This is a genomic window from Modestobacter sp. SSW1-42 (assembly GCF_046635825.1).
Lineage (GTDB): Bacteria > Actinomycetota > Actinomycetes > Mycobacteriales > Geodermatophilaceae > Modestobacter.
Genome location: NZ_JBISCA010000001.1, coordinates 865,084 through 886,966, shown reverse-complemented (window position 1 = coordinate 886,966; position 21,883 = coordinate 865,084). Strand labels below are relative to the sequence as shown.

Below are 21,883 nucleotides of genomic sequence, written 5' to 3'. Positions count from 1 at the left end.
TACCGCACCGACGTCTGGCCTCCCTCACCAACGCTGCTGGGGGCGGACAGACGGTGATCAGGTGACCTGATCACCGTCTGTCCGATCAGTGCGCGGCGTCGTTCCAGGTCTTCCCGAAGCCGACCGAGACCTCCATGGGCACGGTCAGCTGGGCGGCGCCGGCCATCTCGCGGCGGACCAGGGCCTCCAGCACGTCGTGCTCACCGTCGGCGACCTCGAGCACCAGTTCGTCGTGCACCTGCAGCAGCATGCGCGAGCGCAGGCCCTCGTCCTCGATCGCCTTCTCCACCTTCAGCATGGCGACCTTGATGACGTCGGCGGCCGAGCCCTGGATCGGGGCGTTGAGCGCCATCCGCTCGGCCATCTCCCGGCGCTGCCGGTTGTCGCTGGTGAGGTCGGGCAGGTAGCGGCGGCGGCCCAGCGTCGTCTCGGTGTAGCCGGTCTGCCGGGCGTCGTCGACCACGCCGTCGAGGTAGTCGCGGATGCCGCCGAAGCGCTCGAAGTAGGCGTGCATCTGCTCCCGCGCCTCCTCGGCGGAGATGTGCAGCTGCTGCGCCAGACCGTAGGCGGACAGGCCGTAGGCCAGCCCGTAGCTCATCGCCTTGATCCGCCGGCGCATCTCGGGGTCGACGGCCTCGATCGGGATCCCGAAGGCCCGGGAGGCCACGAACGAGTGCAGGTCCTCGCCCGAGGTGAACGCCTCGATCAGCCCGGCGTCCTCGGACAGGTGGGCCATGATGCGCATCTCGATCTGGCTGTAGTCGGCGGTCATCAGCGACTCGAAGCCGGCACCGACGACGAACGCCTGCCGGATGCGGCGGCCCTCCGCGCTGCGGATCGGGATGTTCTGCAGGTTCGGGTCGGTGGAGCTCAGCCGCCCGGTGGCCGCGATCGTCTGCTGGAACGTGGTGTGGATCCGGCTGTTGTCGTCGACCATCGGGATGAGCCCGTCGATGACGGTGCGCAGCCGGGTGACGTCGCGGTGGCGCAGCAGGTGCTCGAGGAACGGGTGCCCGGTGGAGGCCAGCAGCGAGGTCAGTGCGTCGGCGTCGGTGGTGTAGCCGGTCTTGTTCTTCTTCGTCTTCGGCAGCCCCAGCTCGTCGAACAGCACCGCCTGCAGCTGCTTGGGCGAGCCGAGGTTGATCTCCTTGCCGATGACCGCGTAGGCCTCCTGCGCGGCGTCGGCGACCGCGGCGGCGAACTCCCGCTGCAGCTCGTGCAGGAACTCCAGGTCCACGGCGATGCCGCGGTGCTCCATCGCCGCGAGCACCCGGGTCAGCGGCAGCTCGATGTCGGTGAGCAGGTGGTCGCCGCCCTTCTGGCCGAGCACCTGCTCCAGGGCGTCGGAGAGGTCGTTGACCGCGACCGCCTTGAGGACGTCGGCGTGCGCGGCCTCCGCGGCGACATCGTCCTCGGTGGGGCCCAGCCCGTCCAGGGTCAGCTGGGCGGCGGGCGCCGCGTCGTCCTTGAGCTCGCGCTTGAGGTAGCGGACCGCCAGGTCGGCGAGGTCGAAGGACCGCTGGCCGGGGGCGGCCAGGTAGGCGGCCAGCGCGGTGTCGCTGACCAGGCCCTGCAGGTCCCAGCCGCGCTCCCACACCGCCAGCAGCGGGCCCTTGACGTCGTGCACGATCTTGGGCCGGGCCGGGTCGCGCAGCCAGGCGGCCAGCGCCTGCTCGTCGGCGGGGTCGAGGCCGGGACCGAGGTCGACGAAGGTGGCGTGGTCGTCGGCGGCGGCCAGGGCTACGCCGGCCAGCTCGCCCACGCCGCGGCCCCACGAGCCGCGGAAGACCACGCCGGTGTGCCCGGTGCGGGCGTGCGCGTCCAGCCACCCGCCCAGCCCGCCGGGGGCCACGACGTCGGCGGTGACGTCGAAGCCGCCGTCGACCTCCGGCTCGGGCGTGGCCAGGGTGGCGAACAGCCGGTCGCGGAGCACCCGGAACTGCAGGTTGTCGAAGAGCGTGTGCACCTCGTTGCGGTCCCACGGCTGGACGGCGAGGTCGGCCGGGCCCACCTCCAGCGGGACGTGCCGGTCGAGCTCGGTGAGCCGGCGGTTCTGCATCACCTGCGAGAGGTGCTCGCGCAGCTTCTCCCCCACCTTGCCCTTGACCGTGTCGACCTGGTCGACCAGCGCGTCGAGGGAGCCGTACTCGCGCACCCACTTGGCGGCGGTCTTCTCCCCCACGCTCGGGATGCTGGGCAGGTTGTCGCTGGGGTCGCCCCGCAGCGCGGCGAAGTCCGGGTACTGGGTGGGCGTGAGGCCGTACTTGGTCTCGACCTCCTCGGGGGTGAACCGGGTCAGGTCGGACACGCCCTTGCGCGGGTAGAGCACCGTGACGTGCTCGTTGACCAGCTGCAGCGCGTCGCGGTCACCGGTGCAGATCGCCACGTCCATGCCCTGCTCGACCGCCTGCACGGTGAGGGTGGCGATGACGTCGTCGGCCTCGTAGCCCTCGGCGGTGATCACCGGGACGTGCAGCGCCCCCAGCACCTCCTGCACCAGGCTGACCTGGCCGCGGAAGTCGGTGGGGCTCTCGGCCCGGTTGGCCTTGTAGTCGGCGTAGATCTCGCTGCGGAAGGTCTTGCGGCTGACGTCGAAGGCGACCGCCAGGTGCGTGGGCTGCTCGTCGCGCAGCACGTTGATCAGCATCGACGTGAAGCCGTAGACGGCGTTCGTGGGCTGACCGGTGGTGGTCGAGAAGTTCTCCACCGGGAGGGCGAAGAAGGCCCGGTAGGCCAGCGAGTGGCCGTCGAGCAGCAGCAGCCGCGGGCGGGCGCCGTCGGCGCTGGCGGCGGCGGTGGACTGGGGGGCGGCGACCGGAGCGGACATCGGCTCCGATCCTAGAAGGACCCCGGCGCCCCGCACCCCCCGCGAGCTCGCGGGGGGCCCTGCACCGGGGCCGGACGTGCGGCGGTGGACCCGATTACCGTGCCCCGGTGACCACACCCCGCCCGGACTGGCTGCCCCCGCTCACCGGCCCGCTGGACGCCAAGCTCGGCATCCAGATCGTGGACTGGGACCCCGACCGCCTGGTGGCCACGATGCCGGTGGCCGGCAACGAGCAGCCCTTCGGCCTGCTGCACGGCGGGGCGACCTGCGCCCTGGCCGAGTCGGTGGGCTCGGTGGCCGGCCTGCTGCACGCCGGCCCCGGCGCGGGCGTCGTGGGCATCGAGCTGTCGGCCAGCCACCTGGGCGCGGCGCGCTCGGGCACCGTCACCGCGGTGTGCACGCCGGTGCACCGCGGGCGGACGCTGGCGACCTTCCTGATCGCGGTCTCCGACGGCACCGGCCGGCCCACCGCGAGCGTCCGGCTGACCTGCCTGCTCCGCCCGGCGCGCTGACGACCGGTCGCGCACGACCGGTCGGACGGCGCACCGGCGTGTCGCAGAAAGGTCACGGTGTGTCCCTGCTGGTCGTTGCCCGTAACAGGGGTGGGTTACTGTCCCCGCTCAATCAACGGCTGGGAGGTCGAGTGACGCACGCGCCGCAGCGCGCCCGAGGGCACGGTGAGGGCAGCACGGCAGGCAGGCAACGGGGACACGTCCCCGCCCGTCGAGGCCCGTCCCGGTGGCTGCCGGGCCGCCGTCCGCTGGTCCTGACCCTGCTCCTCGCCGCCTTCTCCATGGCGCTGGCCATGTTCCTGCCGGGCATCGCCTCGGCCGCGAACGAGTCGGTCACCGGCACCCTGCAGACCAGCAGCAGCGGTCCGATCGCCGGCGTGCCGGTGACGGTCGAGACCGCCGCCGGTGCCGCGGTCGCCGAGACCGAGACCGACGCGGACGGCCGCTTCGCCGTGCCGGTCCCCGGGGCCGGTGACTACACGGTCACCATCGACCCCGAGGCGCTGCCCGACGGCGTCGAGCTGGGCGACCGGGGCGAGACCCTGACCGTCACCGTGGGCCCGAACCGCGCCCAGCCGGTGCTCTTCGGCCTGGTCGACGGCTCGTCCGGCGGCGGCGGTGGCTCCGTCGAGGCCGTCCAGCTGCTGGTCGACGGCATCCGCTTCGGCCTGCTGATCGCCGTCTGCGCGGTCGGCCTGTCGCTGATCTACGGCACCACCGGGCTCACCAACTTCGCCCACGGCGAGCTGGTCACCATCGGCGCCGTCGTCGCCTGGTACGTCAACGTCCGGGCCGGCGTCCCGCTGATCCCGGCCACGATCATCGCGATGGTCGTCGGGGCCGCGGTCGGCGCGCTGAACGAGCTGGCCATCTGGCGGCCGCTGCGCCGCCGCGGCACCGGCCTGGTCGCCGCGCTGGTGGTCTCGATCGGCCTGTCGATGCTGCTGCGCTACCTCGTGCAGATCGTCTACGGCGGGTTCTCCAGCCCCTACGCCGACTACCAGACCCAGCGGGCGGTCGACTACGGCGTCTTCACCATGACCAACCGCGCGCTGGCCTCGATCGTCATCTCGGTGGTCGTGCTGGTGCTGGTCGCGCTCATGCTGCAGCGCACCGCGATCGGCAAGGCCATGCGGGCGGTCGCGGACAACCGCGACCTCGCCGCCTCCTCCGGGATCGACGTCAACCGGGTCATCCTCGTCGTCTGGATGATGGGCGGCGCCCTGGCCACCCTCGGTGGCGTGCTCCTCGGCCTGTCCGACCAGGTGCAGTGGGACATGGGCTTCCGCCTGCTGCTCCTCATGTTCGCCGGCGTCACCCTCGGCGGTCTGGGCACCGCCTACGGCGCCCTCGTCGGCAGCCTGATCGTCGGCGTGTTCGTGCAGATGTCCACCCTCGTCATCCCCAGTGACGTGAAGTACGTCGGAGGGCTCCTTCTGTTGATCGTCATCCTCGTTCTGCGGCCCCAGGGCATCCTGGGCAGCCGGGCCCGGATCGGCTGACGCCATGTCCGAGCTCCTCGACGCGTTCGCGATCGCCGGCAAGGCGTTCTTCGGCTTCCAGGCGATCTTCTTCGCCCTGCTGGCCATCGGCATCAACGTGCACTTCGGCTACACCGGGCTGCTCAACTTCGGTCAGATCGCCTTCGCCATGCTCGGCGGCTTCGGCATCGCCATCTCGGTGAGCATGTGGGGCCTGCCCTTCTGGGTGGGCGTCATCGTCGGTGTGGCCGCCGCCGTCGTCCTGGCGCTGCTGCTGGGTCTGCCGACCCTGCGGCTGCGCGCGGACTACCTGAGCATCGTCACCATCGCCGCGGCGGAGGGCCTGCGCCTGCTCTTCCGCTCCGTCTCGGCCACGCCGGTGACCGGTGGCACCCGGGGCCTGTCGGCCTTCAACGCCGACTTCATCAACCTGGCGCCCTGGGACCCGGCGGGCCGCCACCAGATCCTGGGCACGTCCTGGAGCGGTGGCGAGCTGTGGGTCGCGCTGGTCGGCTGGCTGCTGGTGATCGTCTCCAGCCTGCTGGTGTGGCAGCTCATGCGCAGCCCCTGGGGCCGGGTGGTCAAGGCCATCCGTGAGGACGAGGACGCCGTGCGGGCGCTGGGCAAGAACGTCTACGCCTACAAGATGCAGGCCCTGGTCCTCGGCGGTGTCATCGGCGCCTTCGGCGGCATGGTCTACGCCGTGGCCACCGGGTCGGCGATCCCCGACCAGTACCAGAACGCCAACACGTTCCTGGCCTACGCGGCGCTGATCCTCGGTGGTGCGGCCCGCGTGCTCGGCCCGGTCATCGGGTCGATGCTGCTGCTGTTCATCCTGCAGTTCGCCGACACCGGCCTGCGGGCGCTGATCGACAACGGCGTGATCCCCGAGGCCCTGCTGTCCTCCACCGACGTCGCGCAGATCCGCTTCGTCCTGGTCGGCCTCGGCCTCATGCTGTTGCTGGTGTTCCGACCGCAGGGCATCTTCGGTGACCGACGAGAGGTGATGCTCGATGCCCGCTGACCCGTCCTCCCACGGCGCCCACGCCGCCCGGCCCGAGGAGCTGTCGACCGCGCAGGCCGCGGCCGTCTCGGCGGGCACCGCCGCGGGCGCCGGCCGGCCCGCTCCCCAGCGGCTGGCCCAGGCCGCGCTCAAGGACCTGCCCTGGCAGGTCGGCGTGGCCAAGCCCGACCCGGCGATCGTCGTCGACGGCGTGACCCGCGTCTTCGGCGGCCTCACCGCCGTCTCGGTCGACCACCTGGAGATCCAGCGCGGTGGCATCACCGGTCTGATCGGACCCAACGGCGCCGGCAAGACCACGCTGTTCAACCTGATGACCGGCTTCGACCAGCCCAACACCGGCACGTGGTCCTTCGACGGCAAGGACCTCGGCAAGCTGGCCCCCCACCAGGTGGCCCGGCTCGGCGTGGTGCGCACCTTCCAGCTGACCAAGGCGCTGTCCCGGCTCACCGTGCTGCAGAACATGCTGCTCGGCGCCCAGGGCCAGCGCGGCGAGGGCTTCCTGCGGGCACTGGTGCCCGGCGGGTGGCGCGCCCAGGAGAAGGAGAACACCGAGAAGGCGATGGACCTGCTCCGGCGGTTCAAGCTCGACGCCAAGAAGGACGACTTCGCCGGCATCCTCTCCGGTGGTCAGCGCAAGCTGCTCGAGATGGCCCGCGCGCTGATGAGCGACCCGAAGGTCGTCATGCTCGACGAGCCGATGGCCGGGGTGAACCCCGCGCTCACCCAGAGCCTGCTCGGGCACGTCAAGGACCTCCGCGAGGAGGGCATGACGGTCATCTTCGTCGAGCACGACATGGACGTCGTCCGGGACATCAGCGACTGGGTCGTGGTCATGGCGGCCGGCAAGGTCATCGCCGAGGGCCCGCCGGAGTCGATCTCGCAGAACCAGGCGGTCGTCGACGCCTACCTGGGCGCGCACCACGACGCCCCGCTGACCGTCGAGGAGGAGGACCGGGTCCTCGCCGAGGTGGAGGCGGAGATCGCGCGCGAGGAGCACGGCGCCCCCGCCGTCCCGCACGCCAATCGCAGTGACGAGAAGGGTGGTCTGGTGTGAGCGATCCGCTGTTCGAGGTCGACGAGACCGGCGAGGACGTCACCCGCGCCCAGACCGTCGCGACCGGTGAGCTGTCCCCGGCCGAGAAGGCCGCCACCCGCGAGGAGCACCTCAAGCTCGCCGAGGGTGCCCTGGTGCGCGCCGACGACCTGGTCGCCGGCTACGTGCCCGGGGTCAACATCCTCCGGGGCTGCGACTTCTACCTGCAGGACGGCGAGCTCGTCGGCATCATCGGCCCCAACGGTGCCGGCAAGTCGACGCTGCTCAAGACGCTGTTCGGGCTGATCCCGGTGCGCTCGGGCGGGGTGACCCTGCGCGGTGAGGACATCACCGGCGCCCCGGCGCACCGGCTGGTGTCCATGGGCGTGGGCTACGTGCCGCAGAACAACAACGTGTTCCCCTCCCTCACCATCGAGGAGAACATGCAGATGGGCGTGTACCTGCGCCCGAAGTCGTTCAAGGAGCGCTTCGACTACGTCGTCGACCTGTTCCCGCTGCTCGGCGAGCGGCGCAAGGGCAAGGCCGGGTCGCTGTCCGGCGGTGAGCGGCAGATGGTGGCGATGGGCCGCGCGCTGATGATGGACCCGTCGGTGCTGCTGCTCGACGAGCCGTCGGCCGGCCTGTCCCCCGCCTACCAGGACGAGGTGTTCATCCGCTGCCGGCGGATCAACGCCACCGGCGTCTCGATCATCATGGTCGAGCAGAACGCCCGCCGGTGCCTGCAGATCTGCGACCGCGGCTACGTGCTCGACCAGGGCCGCAACGCCTACACCGACACCGGCCAGTCGCTGATGAACGACCCGAAGGTCATCGAGCTCTACCTCGGCACGCTGGCCAAGGCCAAGTAGCCCCGACCGGCTCCACCGGACGGCGCCGTCCCCCTGTGGGGGCGGCGCCGTCCGTCGTCGGTCAGCCCAGCACGGCCCACGCGCTCGCGGCCACGTTCGCGGTGGCGGCCACGACCCGCAGCGTGTCGGCGCGCAGCAGCCCGGCGTGGGCGACGGCGTCGAAGCCCGCGGCCAGCTGCCGGTGCCGGGGCACGGCGAGCAGCGCCGTGGCCGCCAGCACGGTGGCCAGGCAGGCGGCGCTGGCCACCACCCCCGCGAGGCGGACGCCGTCGGGCCGGTCCAGCAGCAGCCAGCCGGTGGTGACCAGCTGCCCGGCGAACAGCGGTCCCACCACGAGGGAGATGCGCCGGGAGTGGCTGGCCTGGTAGGCCGCCGCGGCGGCGGCCGGCACCGCGGTGAACTGGGGGTAGACCAGCACCCGCACCGTCCACTGGAAGCCGGCGTACCCGCCCACCAGGAGCAGGTGGGCCACGGCCAGGGCGCCGGTCACCGGCCGGGCGGGGCGGCCTTGCCGCGCCAGCGGAGGCTCTGGGCGTCCAGCTCGCGCAGCAGCGGGTCACCGTCGGCCGCGATCCGCTCCGCCAGGTCGACCGCGGTCTGCAGCTGCGCGTCGTCCAGCTGGCCGAACGCCGGCGAGCGGCGCCGGTCCAGCACGTCGTACCAGCGGCCCCCGACCGCGTGGTCGAGCACGATCCGGCCGAAGCAGTGGTCGGCGGTCACCACCCACCGCTCGGCGCGGGCCCGGCGGGGCAGCTGGTCGAGCACCAGCTCGCGGTAGCGGGCCAGCAGGCGCGCACGGTCGTCCACGCCGGAGAGTCTGCCCTCCGCAACGCACTGCGGCCCGGCACCCCGAGCGGGGTACCGGGCCGCAGCCTGGTGCAGGGAGGTGCTGGGGTCAGCGCTGCGGACCCACGCCCTGGGTGTTGAGGCCCTGGATGATCCGGGACGACTCCTCGAACCCGATGACGACGATCGCGTCGGGGGCGAGGGTGGTCATCTGCTGGACCTCGGCGTCGTAGTTCGCCGCCTGCGGGTCGTAGATGACCGTCGTGACGGAGTCCTCGGACAGACCGGCGGCGACCAGGTTGTTCTTGGTGTTCTCCGCCAGGCCCGTGCCGTACGGGTCGTTGGTGGCGAGGATGCCGACGGTGTTGTTGCCGTCCTGCAGGATCAGGTCCGACAGCGCGGTGGCCTGCAGGGTGTCCGGGGGTGCGGTGCGGAAGTACAGCCCCTGGTCGGCGTACTCGGTGAACTGGTCGGAGGTGTTCGCCGGGGAGATCTGCATGACGCCGGCCTGGGTGATCGTGTCGATCACGGTCAGGCTGACACCGGAGGAGGCGGCACCGACGATCGCGTTCACACCGGACTGCAGCAGCCGGTCGACGGTCTGGGTGGCCGTGTCGGTGGAGGCGTCACCGGAGTCACCGGTGACCAGCGTGACCTGCTGGCCCAGCACGCCACCGGCGGCGTTGATGTCGTTGATCGCCAGCTGCACGCCGGCGACCTCCGGCGGGCCGAGGAAGGCCAGGTTGCCGGTCTCGGGCAGCAGGGTGCCGATGGTCAGCGGAGTCGGGCTGGTGGCGCCCGCGGGGACCGGTGCCGGCCCCTCCTCGGTGACGGCGTTGGCCTCGTCGCCGGCGATGACGAACTGGGTCTTCGAGTCGTCGAGGGCGTTGTCGGTGCCGAACTGCAGCAGACCGAAGCTGGCCTGAGCCGGCTCACCGGCCTCGGCGAAGCTCAGCGGACCGGAGATGCCGTCGAAGTCGACGTTGCCACCGGCGTTGATGATCGCGAGGCAGGCGGCGAAGTCGGAGCACTTGTCGCCACCCACGGTCAGGCCGTTGACGTACGGCCCGAAGGTGCGCGCGTCGGTGGTGCCGGCCGACTGGGCGGCCATGGCGATGAGCATCACCGCGTCGTAGGACTCACCGGCGTAGTTGAAGTCCTTGAGGTTCGGGTCGACCTCCTTGAGCCGGTCGGTGAAGTCCGGGGACAGGTCGGTGAGGGGCGTGGTGCCCTTCATCCCGGCCAGCGAACCCTCGGCCTGGAAGTCCTCGCCGAGCGCGTTGCCCATGTTGCCGTCGGTGCCGTAGACGTTGACCTGCTTCGCGCCGCCGCTGCCAGCAGCCGAGCTGCTGCCCGCGGAGCCGCTGGCGGCGTCGTCGCTGCTGCCGCCGCACGCGCTCAGCGCGAGCAGTGCCGCGCCGGACAGGGCGGTGGCGCGGGCGATCGTGCCTGTGCGCATCAAGTTGCTCCCAGAGGTGTGAGTACGTCTCCATCGCCCCGCGGCAGGCGAGGTGCGCCTGCCGGGGCCCGATCAGTGCGGAGAAACGTAGCTGCCACCCCGCGCCCTGGCGCCGATGAGTTGTGCACCGTGATGGGGTTGTGACCTGCGCGTCTCACCGGCGCCACATCGGGGCCGTCGCGACACGCCGACGCAACACGCCGGGGGCCGTGGCCCCCGGCGGCGTCGCTCAGGAGCCGGTGGTGCCCGGGGTGGACGCCGTCTCGCCGGCCGGCGTCTCGGTGGCGAGGATCGCCTCGGCCAGCGCCCGCATGGAGGTGCGCTCGTTCATCGCGGTGCGCTGGATCCAGCGGAACGCCTCGGCCTCGGTCATGCCGCGCTCGGCCATCAGCCGGCCCTTGGCCTGCTCGACCACCTTGCGGGCCTCGAGCCGCTCCTTGAGGTCGCTCACCTCGGCGTCCAGGGCGTGCATCTCCTGGAAGCGGCCGACGGCGACCTCGATCGCGGGGACCAGGTCGTTCTTGTTGAACGGCTTCACCAGGTAGGCCATGGCGCCGGCGTCGCGGGCGCGCTCGACCAGCTCACGCTGGCTGAAGGCGGTCAGCACGATGACCGGGGCGATGCGGGCGCCGGCGATCTGCTCGGCCGCGGCGATGCCGTCGAGCACCGGCATCTGGACGTCGAGGACGACGAGGTCGGGTCGCAGCTGCCGGGCCTGGTCGACGGCCGCCTGGCCGTCACCGACCTCGGCGACGACGACGTAGCCCTCCTCCTCCAGCATCTCCTTGAGGTCCAGACGGATGAGGGCCTCGTCCTCGGCGATGAGGACCCTGGTCGGTGCGTTGGTCACGCACCGATCCTATCGGCCGCAGGGACGGGCGCAGGGCCCGATAGGCTCACCGCTCACCCGGTCGAGCTGGCCCCCGTACCCCAATCGGCAGAGGGAGCGGATTCAAAACCCGCGCAGTGTGCGTTCGAGTCGCACCGGGGGCACCGAGCACGCGCAGACGGTGATCAGGTCACCTGATCACCGTCTGTCCCCCCGCAGCAGCGTTGGTGCGGGAGGACAGACGGTGGTGAGGGGGGACGCCGTCCCGCGACCCCCGGCGCCCCACCGGCAGCGTGACCGCGCCGGGCCAATACCGTGGCTGCGTGACCGGACACATGACCCCCGAGGAGTTCCGCCAGCACGGCCACGAGGTCGTCGACTGGATCGCCGACTACTGGGGCCGCCTCGGCGAGTTCCCGGTCCGGTCGCAGGTCTCCCCCGGCGACGTCCGCGCCTCGCTGCCGGCCTCGGCACCGGAGCAGGGCGAGCCGTTCTCGGCCGTCATGGCCGACCTCGACCGCGTCGTCCTGCCGGGCATCACGCACTGGCAGCACCCGGGCTTCTTCGGCTACTTCCCGGCCAACACCTCCGGGCCCTCCGTGCTCGGCGACCTGCTGTCGGCGGGCCTGGGCGTGCAGGGCATGTCCTGGGTGACCAGCCCCGCGGCCACCGAGCTCGAGCAGCAGGTCATGGACTGGCTGGCCGAGCTGCTCGACCTCCCCGAGAGCTTCCGCTCCACCGGCACCGGCGGCGGCGTCGTCCAGGACTCCAGCTCCGGGGCCAACCTGATCGCGCTGCTGGCCGCGCTGCACCGGGTCAGCGGTGGCGGGACGCTGCGGCACGGCGTGCGCCCCGAGGAGTACACGGTCTACGTCTCGGCGCAGACGCACAGCTCGATGGAGAAGGCCGCCCGCATCGCGGGCCTGGGCGCCGACGCGATCCGCGTGGTCGAGGTCGACGCCGAGCTGGCGATGAGCCCCCGCGCGCTGGCCGCCCGGATCGAGCGCGACAAGGCGCGCGGGTTCACCCCGGTGCTGGTCTGCGCCACGGTCGGGACGACGTCGACGACGGCGATCGACCCGCTGGCCGAGCTCGGCCCGATCTGCCGGGACGCCGGCGTCTGGCTGCACGTCGACGCCGCCTACGCCGGGGTCGCCGCCGTGGTGCCCGAGCTGCGCCCGCTGCAGGCCGGCGTGGAGTGGGCCGACAGCTACACCACCGACGCGCACAAGTGGCTGCTCACCGGCTTCGACGCCACCCTGTTCTGGGTCGCCGACCGCGCGGCGCTGACCGGGGCGCTGGCGATCCTGCCCGAGTACCTGCGCAACGCCGCCACCGACGCCGGCGCGGTCGTCGACTACCGCGACTGGCAGATCGAGCTGGGCCGGCGGTTCCGGGCGCTCAAGCTGTGGTTCGTCGTCCGCTGGTACGGCGCCGAGGGGCTGCGGGCGCACATCCGCGAGCACGTCGCGCTGGCCCAGGAGCTGGCCGGCTGGGCCGGGGCCGACGAGCGGTTCGACGTCGTCGCCCCGCACCCGCTGTCGCTGGTGTGCTTGCGGCCGCGCTGGGCGCGCGGGGTGGACGCCGACGTCGCCACGATGACGCTGCTCGAGCGGCTCAACGACGGCGGCGAGGTCTTCCTGACCCACACCACGGTCGACGGGGCCGCGGTGCTGCGGGTGGCCGTGGGTGCCCCGGCGACCACGCGGGCGCACGTCGAGCGGCTGTGGGCGCTGCTGTGCGAGGGCCACGACTGGCTGGCCGCCGACTTCGAGGAGCAGGCCCGCGCGCAGCGCGAGGCCGAGGCGGCCCAGCGGGCGCAGGCCGAGCGCGAGCACGCCGAGGCGGAGGCAGCCCGGCAGGCGGAGGCAGCCCGGCAGGCGGCCGAGGCGGCCGGCCCGACCGAGGCCGGCATCCCGGCCGACCCCGGGAGCCAGGCGGACCCCGTGCCCGACGCCGGGACGGCCCCGGAGACGGCGACCGAGGCGCACGCGGCACCGCAGCCGGCCGGCTCGACCGACGACCAGGCCGCCGAGCCGGCCGTCGAGTCGCCGGCCGCCTGGGACGAGACGGCCGCCCAGGCGCAGGCCCAGACGCCGTCGCTCGCCGAGGCGCAGGGCCCGGACGGCGGCCCGCAGCAGGACTGAGCCGGTCGCGGCGGCCGGGCGACCCGGCCGCCGCTCACTCGAGGGAGCGGATGAGCCCCTCCTGGACGGCGGTGGCCACGTGCGTGCCGTCCGCGGCCCAGATCTGCCCGAAGCACAGCGCCCGGCCACTGGCGGCCGCGGGGCTGTCGGTCTCGTACAGGAACCACTCGTCGGCGCGCACCGGCCGGTGGAACCACACGGCGTGGTCGAGGCTCGCGCCGACCGTCGTCCCGCTCCAGCCGCCGCCGATCCGGGCCAGCCCGGCCGACAGCAGCGTCAGGTCGGTGACGAAGGTCAGCGCCGCGGCGTGCACGGCGTCCTCGTCGGGGAGCCGCCCGGCGACCCGGAACCACACGCGCGAGGCGGTGTGCGGCAGGGTGCGCGGCTGCGGGTCGAACGGGTCGGCCAGGTAGCGCTGCTCGACCGCCCGCTCCAGCGCCCGCAGCACCGCGCCCTGCTCGGGGTGGGCGGCAGCGACCTCGGCCAGCCCGGGCAGCGACTCGGGACCGGGGACCTCGGGCATGGGCAGCGAGTGCTCGACCAGCGGGCGCTCACCGCCGGTGAAGTCGGCGGTGAGCGCGAAGATCGCGACGTCCTCGCCCTTGCGGGTCTGCCGGGCGACCACCCGCCGCGTGCTGAACGACCGGCCCTCGCGGATCCGGTCGACCTCGTAGCGGATCTCCTCGTGCGGGTCGCCCGGCCGCAGGAAGTACGAGTGCAGCGAGTGGACCGCCCGGTCGGCCGACACCGTGGCGGTGGCCGCGGTGAGCGCCTGCGCGGCGACCTGCCCGCCGAAGATGCGCTGCAGGGGCGTGCGGGGCGTGGTGCCGACGTAGAGGTCGGGACCCCGCTCCTCCAGGTCCAGCACCACCATCAGCCCGGCGGCCGGGGTCTCCCCCGGCCCGCCGCCGTCCCGCACGTCCCCTGCGGTCACGCCTCGGTACCCACCTCGTGCACGCGGACCAGGTTCGTCGTGCCGGCCGTGTTCGGCGGGCTCCCGGCGATGATGACCACCTGGTCGCCCTCGTTGAGCCGGCCGATCGACAACAGCGAGAAGTCGACCTGGCCGACCATGTCGTCGGTGTGGGTCACCTCGGGGACCAGGAAGGTCTCCACGCCCCACGACAGCGCCAGCCGGCTGCGCACCCGCGGGTCGGTGGTGAAGGCCAGGATCGGCAGCCGGGTCTTGACCGACGCCAGCCGCTGCGCGCTGCGGCCGGTGGAGGTGAAGGCGGCCAGCGCGGCGACGTCCAGGGCCTCGCCGACGTCCTTGGCCGCGCGCACCATCGCACCCGGGCGGGAGTGCGAGGCCTGCTTGAGCGGCGGGGCCAGGATCTCGTCGGCCTCGACGGCGGCGATGATCCGCTCCATCGTCTTGACCGCCACGATCGGGAACTTGCCGACCGAGGTCTCCCCGGACAGCATCACCGCGTCGGCGCCGTCGAGGACGGCGTTGGCGACGTCGGAGGCCTCGGCGCGGGTGGGCCGGGAGTTCTCGATCATCGACTCGAGCATCTGCGTGGCCACGATGACCGGCTTGTTGCGCTCACGGGCGGCCTGGACGGCGCGCTTCTGCACCATCGGGACCTGCTCCAGCGGCAGCTCCACGCCGAGGTCGCCGCGGGCGACCATGACGCCGTCGAAGGCGTCGCAGATGGCGTCGAGGTTCTCGATCGCCTCGGGCTTCTCGAGCTTGGCGATCACCGGGACCTCGACGTCCTCGGAGCGCATGACCTCGCGCACCAGCTCCACGTCGCGGGCGTGCCGGACGAAGGAGAGCGCGACGAAGTCGACGCCGAGGGAGAGGGCGAAGCGGAGGTCCTCGGTGTCCTTGTCGGACATGGCCGGGACGCTGACGGCGACGCCGGGCAGCGACAGGCCCTTGTTGTTGGAGACCGGCCCGCCCTCGAGCACCAGGCAGAACACGTCGGGGCCGGAGACCTCGACGACGGTGAGGGCGATCTTGCCGTCGTCGACGAGCAGCCGGTCACCCACCCGGGCGTCGTTGGCGAGGTCCTTGTACGTGGTGGACACGCGCTCGGCGGTGCCCTCGACGTCCTCGACGGTGATGCAGACCCGGCTGCCGGTGGCCCAGGTGACCGGGCCGTTCGCGAACGTGCCCAGCCGGATCTTGGGGCCCTGCAGGTCGGCGAGGATCGCGACCGCGCGACCGACCTTGTCGCTGGCCTGCCGGACGAGGCGGTAGGCCGTCTCGTGGTCGGCGTGCTTGCCGTGGCTGAAGTTGAGGCGGGCGACGTCCATGCCGGCCTCGACGAGGGCGGTGATCTGCTCCAGGGAACCGGTCGCCGGGCCCAGCGTGCAGACGATCTTCGCGCGACGTGACATGGGGCAGAAACTAGTCGCCCCTCGGGAGGACTCCACGGACCGGGTCCGTCGTGTCCCCCCGAGGGGGCGTAGTCGTCAGGGACGTCTCGTCCCCGTCGGGACGGGGCCGATCAGGCCAGCGGGACGGCGGTCGGGGTCACCGGCCGCGGCAGCATCGAGTTGCCGGTGAGCCAGTTGTCGACCGCGCCCGCGGCCGCCCGGCCCTCGGCGATCGCCCAGACGATGAGCGACTGGCCGCGGCCCATGTCGCCGGCCACGAACACCCCGGGGACGGTCGACATGTACTCGTCGTCCCGGGCGACCCGGCCGCGCTCGTCCACACCGCAGCCCAGCTGCTCGACCAGGCCGGTGGTCTCCGGGCCGGTGTAGCCCAGGGCCAGCAGCACCAGGTCGGCGGGGAGCTCGCGCGTGCTGCCCGGCTTGGGCTGCCGCTTGCCGTCGACGACCTCGACCTCGACGACCTCGAGGGCGCGCACGTGCCCGTCCTCGTCGCCGAGGAAGCGCTCGGTGTTGACCGCGAACAGGCGGTCGCCGCCCTCCTCGTGGGCCGGGGAGACGCGCAGGATCATCTCGTAGGTCGGCCACGGGTTGTCCTGCGGACGGGAGCCCGCCGGGGCGGGCTTGTAGTCGAGCTGGGCCACGGTCGCCGCACCCTGCCGCAGGGCGGTGCCCAGGCAGTCCGCGCCGGTGTCGCCGCCGCCGATGATGACCACGTTCTTGCCGCGGGCGTTGATCGGCGGGTCGTCGAGCTCGCCGAGGGCCTCGAGGTTGCCGCCGGGCAGGAACTCCATGGCGAAGTGGACGCCGGCCAGGTCGCGGCCGGGCAGCGGCAGGTCGCGGGCCACCGGCGTGCCGATGGCCAGGACGACGGCGTCGTGCTCGGCGCGCAGCTGCTCGGTGGTGAGCGCACCCTCGCCGGTGCCGCCGACGTGCGCGTCGGTGACGAAGCGGGTGCCCTCGGCGCGCATCTGGTCCAGCCGCCGGTCCAGGTGGCGCTTCTCCATCTTGAACTCGGGGATGCCGTAGCGGATGAGCCCGCCGATCCGGTCGTCCCGCTCGTAGACGGTGACCTCGTGCCCGGCCCGGGTCAGCTGCTGGGCCGCGGCCAGGCCGGCCGGCCCGGAGCCGACGACGGCCACCGTGCGCCCGGTGAGCTCCGCCGGCGGCTGCGGGGTGACCCAGCCGTTGACGAAGGCCTGGTCGATGATCTCCCACTCGATGTTCTTGATGGTGACCGGCGCGTTGTCCAGGTTCAGCACGCACGCGGACTCGCACGGCGCCGGGCAGAGCTTCCCGGTGAACTCCGGGAAGTTGTTCGTCGCGTGCAGCCGCTCGATCGCCTCCCGCCAGTCGTCGCGGCGGGCGAGGTCGTTCCACTCCGGGATCAGGTTGCCCAGCGGGCAGCCGTGGTGGCAGAACGGGATGCCGCAGTCCATGCAGCGGGCGGCCTGCTCACGGACGGCCTGCACCGGGAAGACGGCGTCCTCCCCGGTGTCGCGGGTGAGGTACACCTCCTTCCAGTCCAGCAGGCGCAGCTCGACCGGCCGCCGCGGCGGCATCTGCCGGTCGTACTTCAGGAACCCCGTTGCATCAACCACGTGCCGCCTCCATGACAGCTCGGTCCACGTCGTGTCCGGCGGCCTCGGCGGCCCGTCGGGCCTCCAGGGCGCGCCGGTAGTCGCGCGGCATGATCACGCTGAACCGCTCGGACCAGCGGCCCCAGTCGGCGAGCAGGCTGGACGCCACGGCGGAGCCGGTGGCCTCGCGGTAGCGCACCAGCACCTCCCGCAGCCACGGCGAGGACTCGGCGTCCAGCGCCTCGACCTCCACCATCTCCCGGTTCACCCGGTGGTGCGCCAGGTCCAGGACGTAGGCCACGCCGCCGGACATGCCGGCGGCGATGTTGCGCCCGGTCTCGCCCAGGATGACCGCGTTGCCGCCGGTCATGTACTCGAGCGCGTGGTCGCCGACGCCCTCGACGACGGCCAGGGCGCCGGAGTTACGGACGCAGAAGCGCTCCCCCACCCGGCCGCGCAGGAACAGCTCGCCGGAGGTGGCGCCGTAGCCGATGACGTTGCCGGCGATGACGTTGTCCTCGGCGGCGAAGGTCGCCTCCGGTGCCGGGCGGACGACGATGCGCCCGCCGGACAGGCCCTTGCCGACGTAGTCGTTGGCGTCCCCGACCAGCGTCATGGTGATGCCACGGGGCAGGAAGGCGCCGAAGGACTGACCGGCCGACCCGGTGAAGGTCAGGTCGATCGTGCCGTCGGGCAGCCCCTCACCGCCGAAGCGGCGGGTGACCATCGAGCCCAACATCGTGCCGACGGTGCGGTTGACGTTGCGGACCGGCAGCTCCAGGTGCACGGGGCGGGCGTCGAGCAGCGCGCCCTCGCAGAGCTGGATCAGGGTCTGGTCCAGGGCGACGTCCAGGCCGTGGTCCTGGTCGCGGACCTTGCGGCGCGGGGTGCCCGCGGGCAGGTCCGGGACGGCGACGACCGGGCTGAGGTCGATGCCCGAGGCCTTCCAGTGGTCGACCGCCGGGGCGACGTCGAGCAGCTCGGCGTGCCCGACGGCGTCGGCGATGGAGCGGAAGCCGAGCTGGGCGAGGTACTCGCGCACCTGCTGGGCGATGAACTCGAAGAAGGTGACGACGAACTCGGGCTTGCCGGTGAACCGCTTGCGCAGCTCCGGGTTCTGCGTGGCCACGCCGACCGGGCAGGTGTCGAGGTGGCAGACGCGCATCATCACGCAGCCCTCGACCACCAGCGGGGCGGTGGCGAAGCCGAACTCCTCGGCACCCAGCAGCGCGGCGACGATGACGTCGCGCCCGGTCTTCATCTGCCCGTCGACCTGGACGACGATCCGGTCGCGCAGCCCGTTGGCCAGCAGCGTCTGCTGGGTCTCGGCCAGGCCGATCTCCCACGGGGTGCCCGCGTGCTTGAGCGAGGTCAGCGGCGCCGCACCGGTGCCGCCGTCGAAGCCGGACACCAGGACGACGTCGGCCTTGGCCTTGCTGACCCCGGCCGCGACCGTGCCGATGCCGGACTCCGAGACCAGCTTGACGTGCACCCGCGCCTCGTCGTTGGCGTTCTTGAGGTCGTGGATGAGCTGCTTGAGGTCCTCGATCGAGTAGATGTCGTGGTGCGGCGGCGGGCTGATCAGGCCGACGCCGGGCGTGGAGTGCCGGGTGCGGGCGATCCACGGGTAGACCTTGCTGCCGGGCAGCTGGCCGCCCTCACCGGGCTTGGCGCCCTGCGCCATCTTGATCTGGATGTCGTCGGCGTTGACCAGGAACTCGCTGGTCACCCCGAACCGGCCGCTGGCCACCTGCTTGATGCCCGAGCGGCGCAGGTCGCCGTTCTCGTCGGGGACGAACCGGTCGGCGTCCTCGCCGCCCTCCCCGCTGTTGGACCGGCCACCGAGCCGGTTCATCGCGATCGCCAGCGTCTCGTGCGCCTCGGCGGAGATGGAGCCGTAGCTCATCGCGCCGGTCTGGAAGCGCTTGACGATCTCGCTGATCGGCTCGACCTCCTCGATCGGGAGGGCCGGCCGGTCACCGGTCTTCAGCGCGAAGAGCCCGCGCAGCGTCGCCGCCTGCGCGGAGAGGCCGTCGACGGTGTCGGTGTAGCGCTGGAAGACGTCGTACTGCCGCGACCGGGTGGCGTGCTGGAGCAGGAACACCGTCTCGGGGTTGAACAGGTGCACCTCGCCCTCGCGGCGCCACTGGTACTCGCCACCGGTCTCCAGGCGGCGGTGCGCCCGCTCGGTCGCGTTCGGCGGCCACGCCCGGCGGTGGCGCATGGCCACCTCCTCGGCGAGCACGTCGAGCCCGACGCCGTCCAGGGTGGCCGGGGTGCCGGTGAAGTACTCGTCGACGACGGCCTTGGACAGGCCGACGGTCTCGAAGATCTGCGCCATCGTGTACGAGCCGACGGTGCTGATGCCCATCTTGCTCATCACCTTCAGCACGCCCTTGCCCATGGCCTTGACCACGTTGCGGACGGCCTGGGCGGGCTGGACGCCGGTGAGCGTGCCGGTGCGGATCAGGTCCTCGACGCTCTCGAAGGCCAGGTAGGGGTTGACCGCGGCCGCGCCGTAGCCCAGCAGCAGCGCGACGTGGTGCACCTCGCGGCAGTCGCCGGTCTCCACGACCAGGCCGACCTCCATGCGGGTGCGCTCGCGCACCAGGTGGTGGTGGACCGCGGCGGTCATCAGCAGTGACGGGATCGGCGCACGCTTCTCGTCGCTGTCCCGGTCGGACAGCACGATGACCCGGGCGCCGGCGGCGATGGCCTTGCTGACCTTGGTGCGCAGCTCCTCGATGGCCTGGGCCAGGGCCGCGCCGCCACCGGTGACGTCGAAGTGGCCGGTGATCCGCACGGCGGCGAAGCCGGGGAGGTCCCCGTCGTCGTCGATGTGCAGGATCTTGGCCAGCTCGTCGTTGTCGATGACCGGGTAGGGCAGGAACACCTGCCGGCAGGACGCCGGGGTGGCGCCGAGCAGGCTCTGCTCCGGGCCGAAGGTCCGGCCCAGGCTGGTCACCAGCTCCTCGCGGATGGCGTCCAGCGGCGGGTTGGTGACCTGGGCGAAGAGCTGGCTGAAGTAGTCGTAGAGCTGCCGCGAGCGGTCCGACAGCGACGCGATCGGGGTGTCGCTGCCCATCGAGCCGATCGGCTCGGCGCCGCTGGCCGCCATCGGCTGGACCAGGAGCCGCAGCTCCTCCTCGGTGTAGCCGAAGAGCTGCTGCCGCCGGACGACGGACTCGTGGCTGGGCCGCGCGCGGCGGCGGTCGGGCAGCGTGGGCAGGTGCACCAGCCCGGCGTGCAGCCAGTCCTCGTAGGGCTCGGCGGTGGCCAGGTCGCCCTTGACCTCCTCGTCACTGACGATCCGCCCCGCGGCGGTGTCGACGAGGAACATCCGGCCCGGCTGCAGCCGGCCCTTGGCCACGACGTCGCCGGCGGGGATGTCCAGCACGCCGGCCTCGCTGGCGAGCACGACCAGGTCGTCCTTGGTGCGCCACCAGCGGCCCGGGCGCAGGCCGTTGCGGTCCAGGACCGCGCCGATGAGCGTGCCGTCGGTGAAGGCCACGCAGGCCGGCCCGTCCCAGGGCTCCATGATCGAGGAGTGGAACCGGTAGAACGCGCGCCGGGCGGCGTCCATCTCGGCGTGGTTCTCCCACGCCTCCGGGATCATCATCAGCACCGCGTGCGGCAGCGAGCGGCCGGACAGGTGCAGCAACTCGAGCACCTCGTCGAAGGTGGCCGAGTCGCTGAAGTCGCTGGCGGTGACCGGGAAGATGCGCTCCAGGCCGAGCTCGCTGGCCGGACCGGCCGGGCCGTCGAAGAGCCCGGTCTCGAGCTTGGCCTCGCGGGCGCGCATCCGGTTGCGGTTGCCCTTGATGGTGTTGATCTCGCCGTTGTGGGCGATGAACCGGAACGGGTGGGCCAGCGGCCAGCTCGGGAAGGTGTTGGTGGAGAACCGGCTGTGCACCAGGGCGATCGCCGACTCGTAGCGCTCGTCGCGCAGGTCGGGGAAGAACGCCGGCAGCTGGTCGGTGGTCAGCATGCCCTTGTAGGTGATGGTGCGGGCCGACAGTGATGCGACGTAACAGCTGCTGCCGGCCTCCCGGGCGGCCCGCTCGACCCGCTTGCGCAGGACGAAGGCGCGCCGCTCGAGTCGGGTGACCCCGTGCGGGGCGGTGGCGGCGCCACCGAACGCCGTGGCGTCGGCGCGCGCGCCGGTGGTCTCGGCGACGAACAGCTGGGCGAAGTGCGGCATGACCGCGCGCGCGGTGGGGCCGAGGTCGGCGCCGTCGGGGTCGACCGGCAGCTCGCGCCAGCCCAGCACCTCCAGGCCCTCCTCGGCGGCGAGGCCGGCCACCGTGTCGACGACCGACGCCCGCTCGGCCGGGTCGGCCGGCAGGAAGGCGATGCCGACGGCGTACTCACCGACCGGCGGGAGGTCGAAGCCGACGCTGGCGCGCAGCAGCCCGTCGGGCACCTGGGTGAGGATGCCCGCGCCGTCACCGGAGTTCGGCTCCGAGCCCGCGGCGCCGCGGTGGTCGAGGTTGTGCAGCGCCGTGAGGCCGGCGGCGACGATGGCCCGGGAGCGGCGTCCCTGGGCGTCGGCGACGAAGGCGACGCCGCAGGCGTCGTGTTCCCGGGCCGGGTCGTAGAGACCGGACGCGGCCGGCAGCGAGGAGAACGGGACCGGCGAGGGGGCAGCCGGGACCGGCTGTCCTGCGGTGGGGGCGGCGAGGTCGGACATTGTCACTCCCGTCGTCGGCTGGCCGCGGCGCCCGTGCCCGCGCCGTCCGCGAGGGACGGCCCGGGGGCGCTGGTGCGGGGGGTCACGTCGACCCCGCCGGGTGGTCAGAGCGGTGGGGTGGTGCAGGGAGGTCGAACGGTGCGGTCCGTCGGGTGGGGCAGCGGGGCCGGCGGCGGTGCTCCCGGCCTCGTGGTACCGCGCAGCCCACGGCGTGGTGGCCGTGAGGTGGTCGTGCGCGGGGCAGCGCTGGCCCGGTTCCGACGTCGCCGGCCGGCCCAGGATCACTGGTCGGCCGAAAGTCAG

General features: G+C 72.8%; 15 protein-coding genes and 1 tRNA gene. 7 read left to right on the top strand and 9 right to left on the bottom strand.

The genetic code is table 11. The features are described from left to right. Positions 1-85: 85 nt before the first annotated feature. Positions 86-2,827, bottom strand: a complete 2,742-nt coding sequence (gene polA, locus ACGBYP_RS04340; RefSeq protein ID WP_411582029.1) for a DNA polymerase I — start codon at positions 2,825-2,827, stop codon at positions 86-88. A 107-nt stretch (positions 2,828-2,934) separates the two neighbouring features. Between polA and ACGBYP_RS04335 the strand changes: the two genes are divergently transcribed. From ACGBYP_RS04335 to ACGBYP_RS04315, 5 genes are all read left to right on the top strand, one after another. Then, positions 2,935-3,339, top strand: coding sequence for a PaaI family thioesterase (locus tag ACGBYP_RS04335; RefSeq protein ID WP_411582028.1), 405 nt, complete (start codon positions 2,935-2,937; stop codon positions 3,337-3,339). A 131-nt stretch (positions 3,340-3,470) separates the two neighbouring features. Beyond that, positions 3,471-4,841: a branched-chain amino acid ABC transporter permease gene (locus ACGBYP_RS04330; protein WP_411582027.1), complete on the top strand. Its 1,371-nt coding sequence runs from the start codon at positions 3,471-3,473 to the stop codon at positions 4,839-4,841. Between the two features lie 4 nt (positions 4,842-4,845). Continuing rightward, on the top strand, positions 4,846-5,844 hold the full coding sequence (locus ACGBYP_RS04325) for a branched-chain amino acid ABC transporter permease (RefSeq protein ID WP_411582026.1): 999 nt from the start codon (positions 4,846-4,848) through the stop codon (positions 5,842-5,844). After that, positions 5,834-6,898: an ABC transporter ATP-binding protein gene (locus ACGBYP_RS04320; RefSeq protein ID WP_411582025.1), complete on the top strand. Its 1,065-nt coding sequence runs from the start codon at positions 5,834-5,836 to the stop codon at positions 6,896-6,898. Before ACGBYP_RS04325 ends, ACGBYP_RS04320 begins: the two co-directional genes overlap by 11 nt. Further along, positions 6,895-7,746 carry an ABC transporter ATP-binding protein gene (locus tag ACGBYP_RS04315; RefSeq protein ID WP_411582024.1) on the top strand — a complete coding sequence of 284 codons (852 nt, stop codon included), beginning with the start codon at positions 6,895-6,897 and terminating at the stop codon, positions 7,744-7,746. The genes ACGBYP_RS04320 and ACGBYP_RS04315 overlap by 4 nt, the downstream gene beginning before the upstream one ends. A gap of 61 nt (positions 7,747-7,807) precedes the next feature. On the opposite strand, the gene ACGBYP_RS04310 is transcribed toward ACGBYP_RS04315, so the two are convergent. The 4 genes from ACGBYP_RS04310 to ACGBYP_RS04295 all read right to left on the bottom strand — a co-directional run bounded on the left by ACGBYP_RS04310 (position 7,808) and on the right by ACGBYP_RS04295 (position 10,841). After that, a complete protein-coding gene (locus ACGBYP_RS04310) occupies positions 7,808-8,236 on the bottom strand; it encodes a DUF1772 domain-containing protein (RefSeq protein ID WP_411582023.1) in 429 nt (142 codons plus the stop codon). Beyond that, entirely contained in the window at positions 8,233-8,553 is a 321-nt protein-coding gene (locus ACGBYP_RS04305) for a hypothetical protein (RefSeq protein WP_411582022.1), read from the bottom strand. The genes ACGBYP_RS04310 and ACGBYP_RS04305 overlap by 4 nt, the downstream gene beginning before the upstream one ends. Before the next feature lie 88 nt (positions 8,554-8,641). Continuing rightward, entirely contained in the window at positions 8,642-9,991 is a 1,350-nt protein-coding gene (locus ACGBYP_RS04300) for an ABC transporter substrate-binding protein (RefSeq protein ID WP_411582021.1), read from the bottom strand. Positions 9,992-10,220: 229 nt separating this feature from the next. Further along, positions 10,221-10,841 carry an ANTAR domain-containing response regulator gene (locus ACGBYP_RS04295; protein ID WP_411582020.1) on the bottom strand — a complete coding sequence of 207 codons (621 nt, stop codon included), beginning with the start codon at positions 10,839-10,841 and terminating at the stop codon, positions 10,221-10,223. Between the two features lie 69 nt (positions 10,842-10,910). Between ACGBYP_RS04295 and ACGBYP_RS04290 the strand changes: the two genes are divergently transcribed. Next, positions 10,911-10,984, top strand: a tRNA-Leu gene (locus tag ACGBYP_RS04290). 159 nt (positions 10,985-11,143) lie between these two features. Further along, positions 11,144-12,967, top strand: coding sequence for a pyridoxal-dependent decarboxylase (locus ACGBYP_RS04285; RefSeq protein WP_411582019.1), 1,824 nt, complete (start codon positions 11,144-11,146; stop codon positions 12,965-12,967). Positions 12,968-13,001: 34 nt separating this feature from the next. Here ACGBYP_RS04285 and ACGBYP_RS04280 read toward each other — a convergent pair whose 3' ends face one another. The 4 genes from ACGBYP_RS04280 to gltB all read right to left on the bottom strand — a co-directional run bounded on the left by ACGBYP_RS04280 (position 13,002) and on the right by gltB (position 21,580). Then, positions 13,002-13,901, bottom strand: coding sequence for an acyl-CoA thioesterase (locus tag ACGBYP_RS04280; RefSeq protein ID WP_411582018.1), 900 nt, complete (start codon positions 13,899-13,901; stop codon positions 13,002-13,004). Beyond that, the gene (gene pyk, locus ACGBYP_RS04275; protein ID WP_411582017.1) at positions 13,898-15,313 is read right to left on the bottom strand and encodes a pyruvate kinase; all 1,416 of its coding nucleotides are present in this window, start codon (positions 15,311-15,313) and stop codon (positions 13,898-13,900) included. Before pyk ends, ACGBYP_RS04280 begins: the two co-directional genes overlap by 4 nt. 110 nt (positions 15,314-15,423) lie before the next feature. Continuing rightward, on the bottom strand, positions 15,424-16,911 hold the full coding sequence (locus ACGBYP_RS04270; RefSeq protein ID WP_411582016.1) for a glutamate synthase subunit beta: 1,488 nt from the start codon (positions 16,909-16,911) through the stop codon (positions 15,424-15,426). Continuing rightward, complete coding sequence (gene gltB / locus ACGBYP_RS04265; RefSeq protein WP_411582015.1) at positions 16,904-21,580, bottom strand: glutamate synthase large subunit; 4,677 nt, start codon at positions 21,578-21,580, stop codon at positions 16,904-16,906. Before gltB ends, ACGBYP_RS04270 begins: the two co-directional genes overlap by 8 nt. Positions 21,581-21,883: the final 303 nt, after the last annotated feature.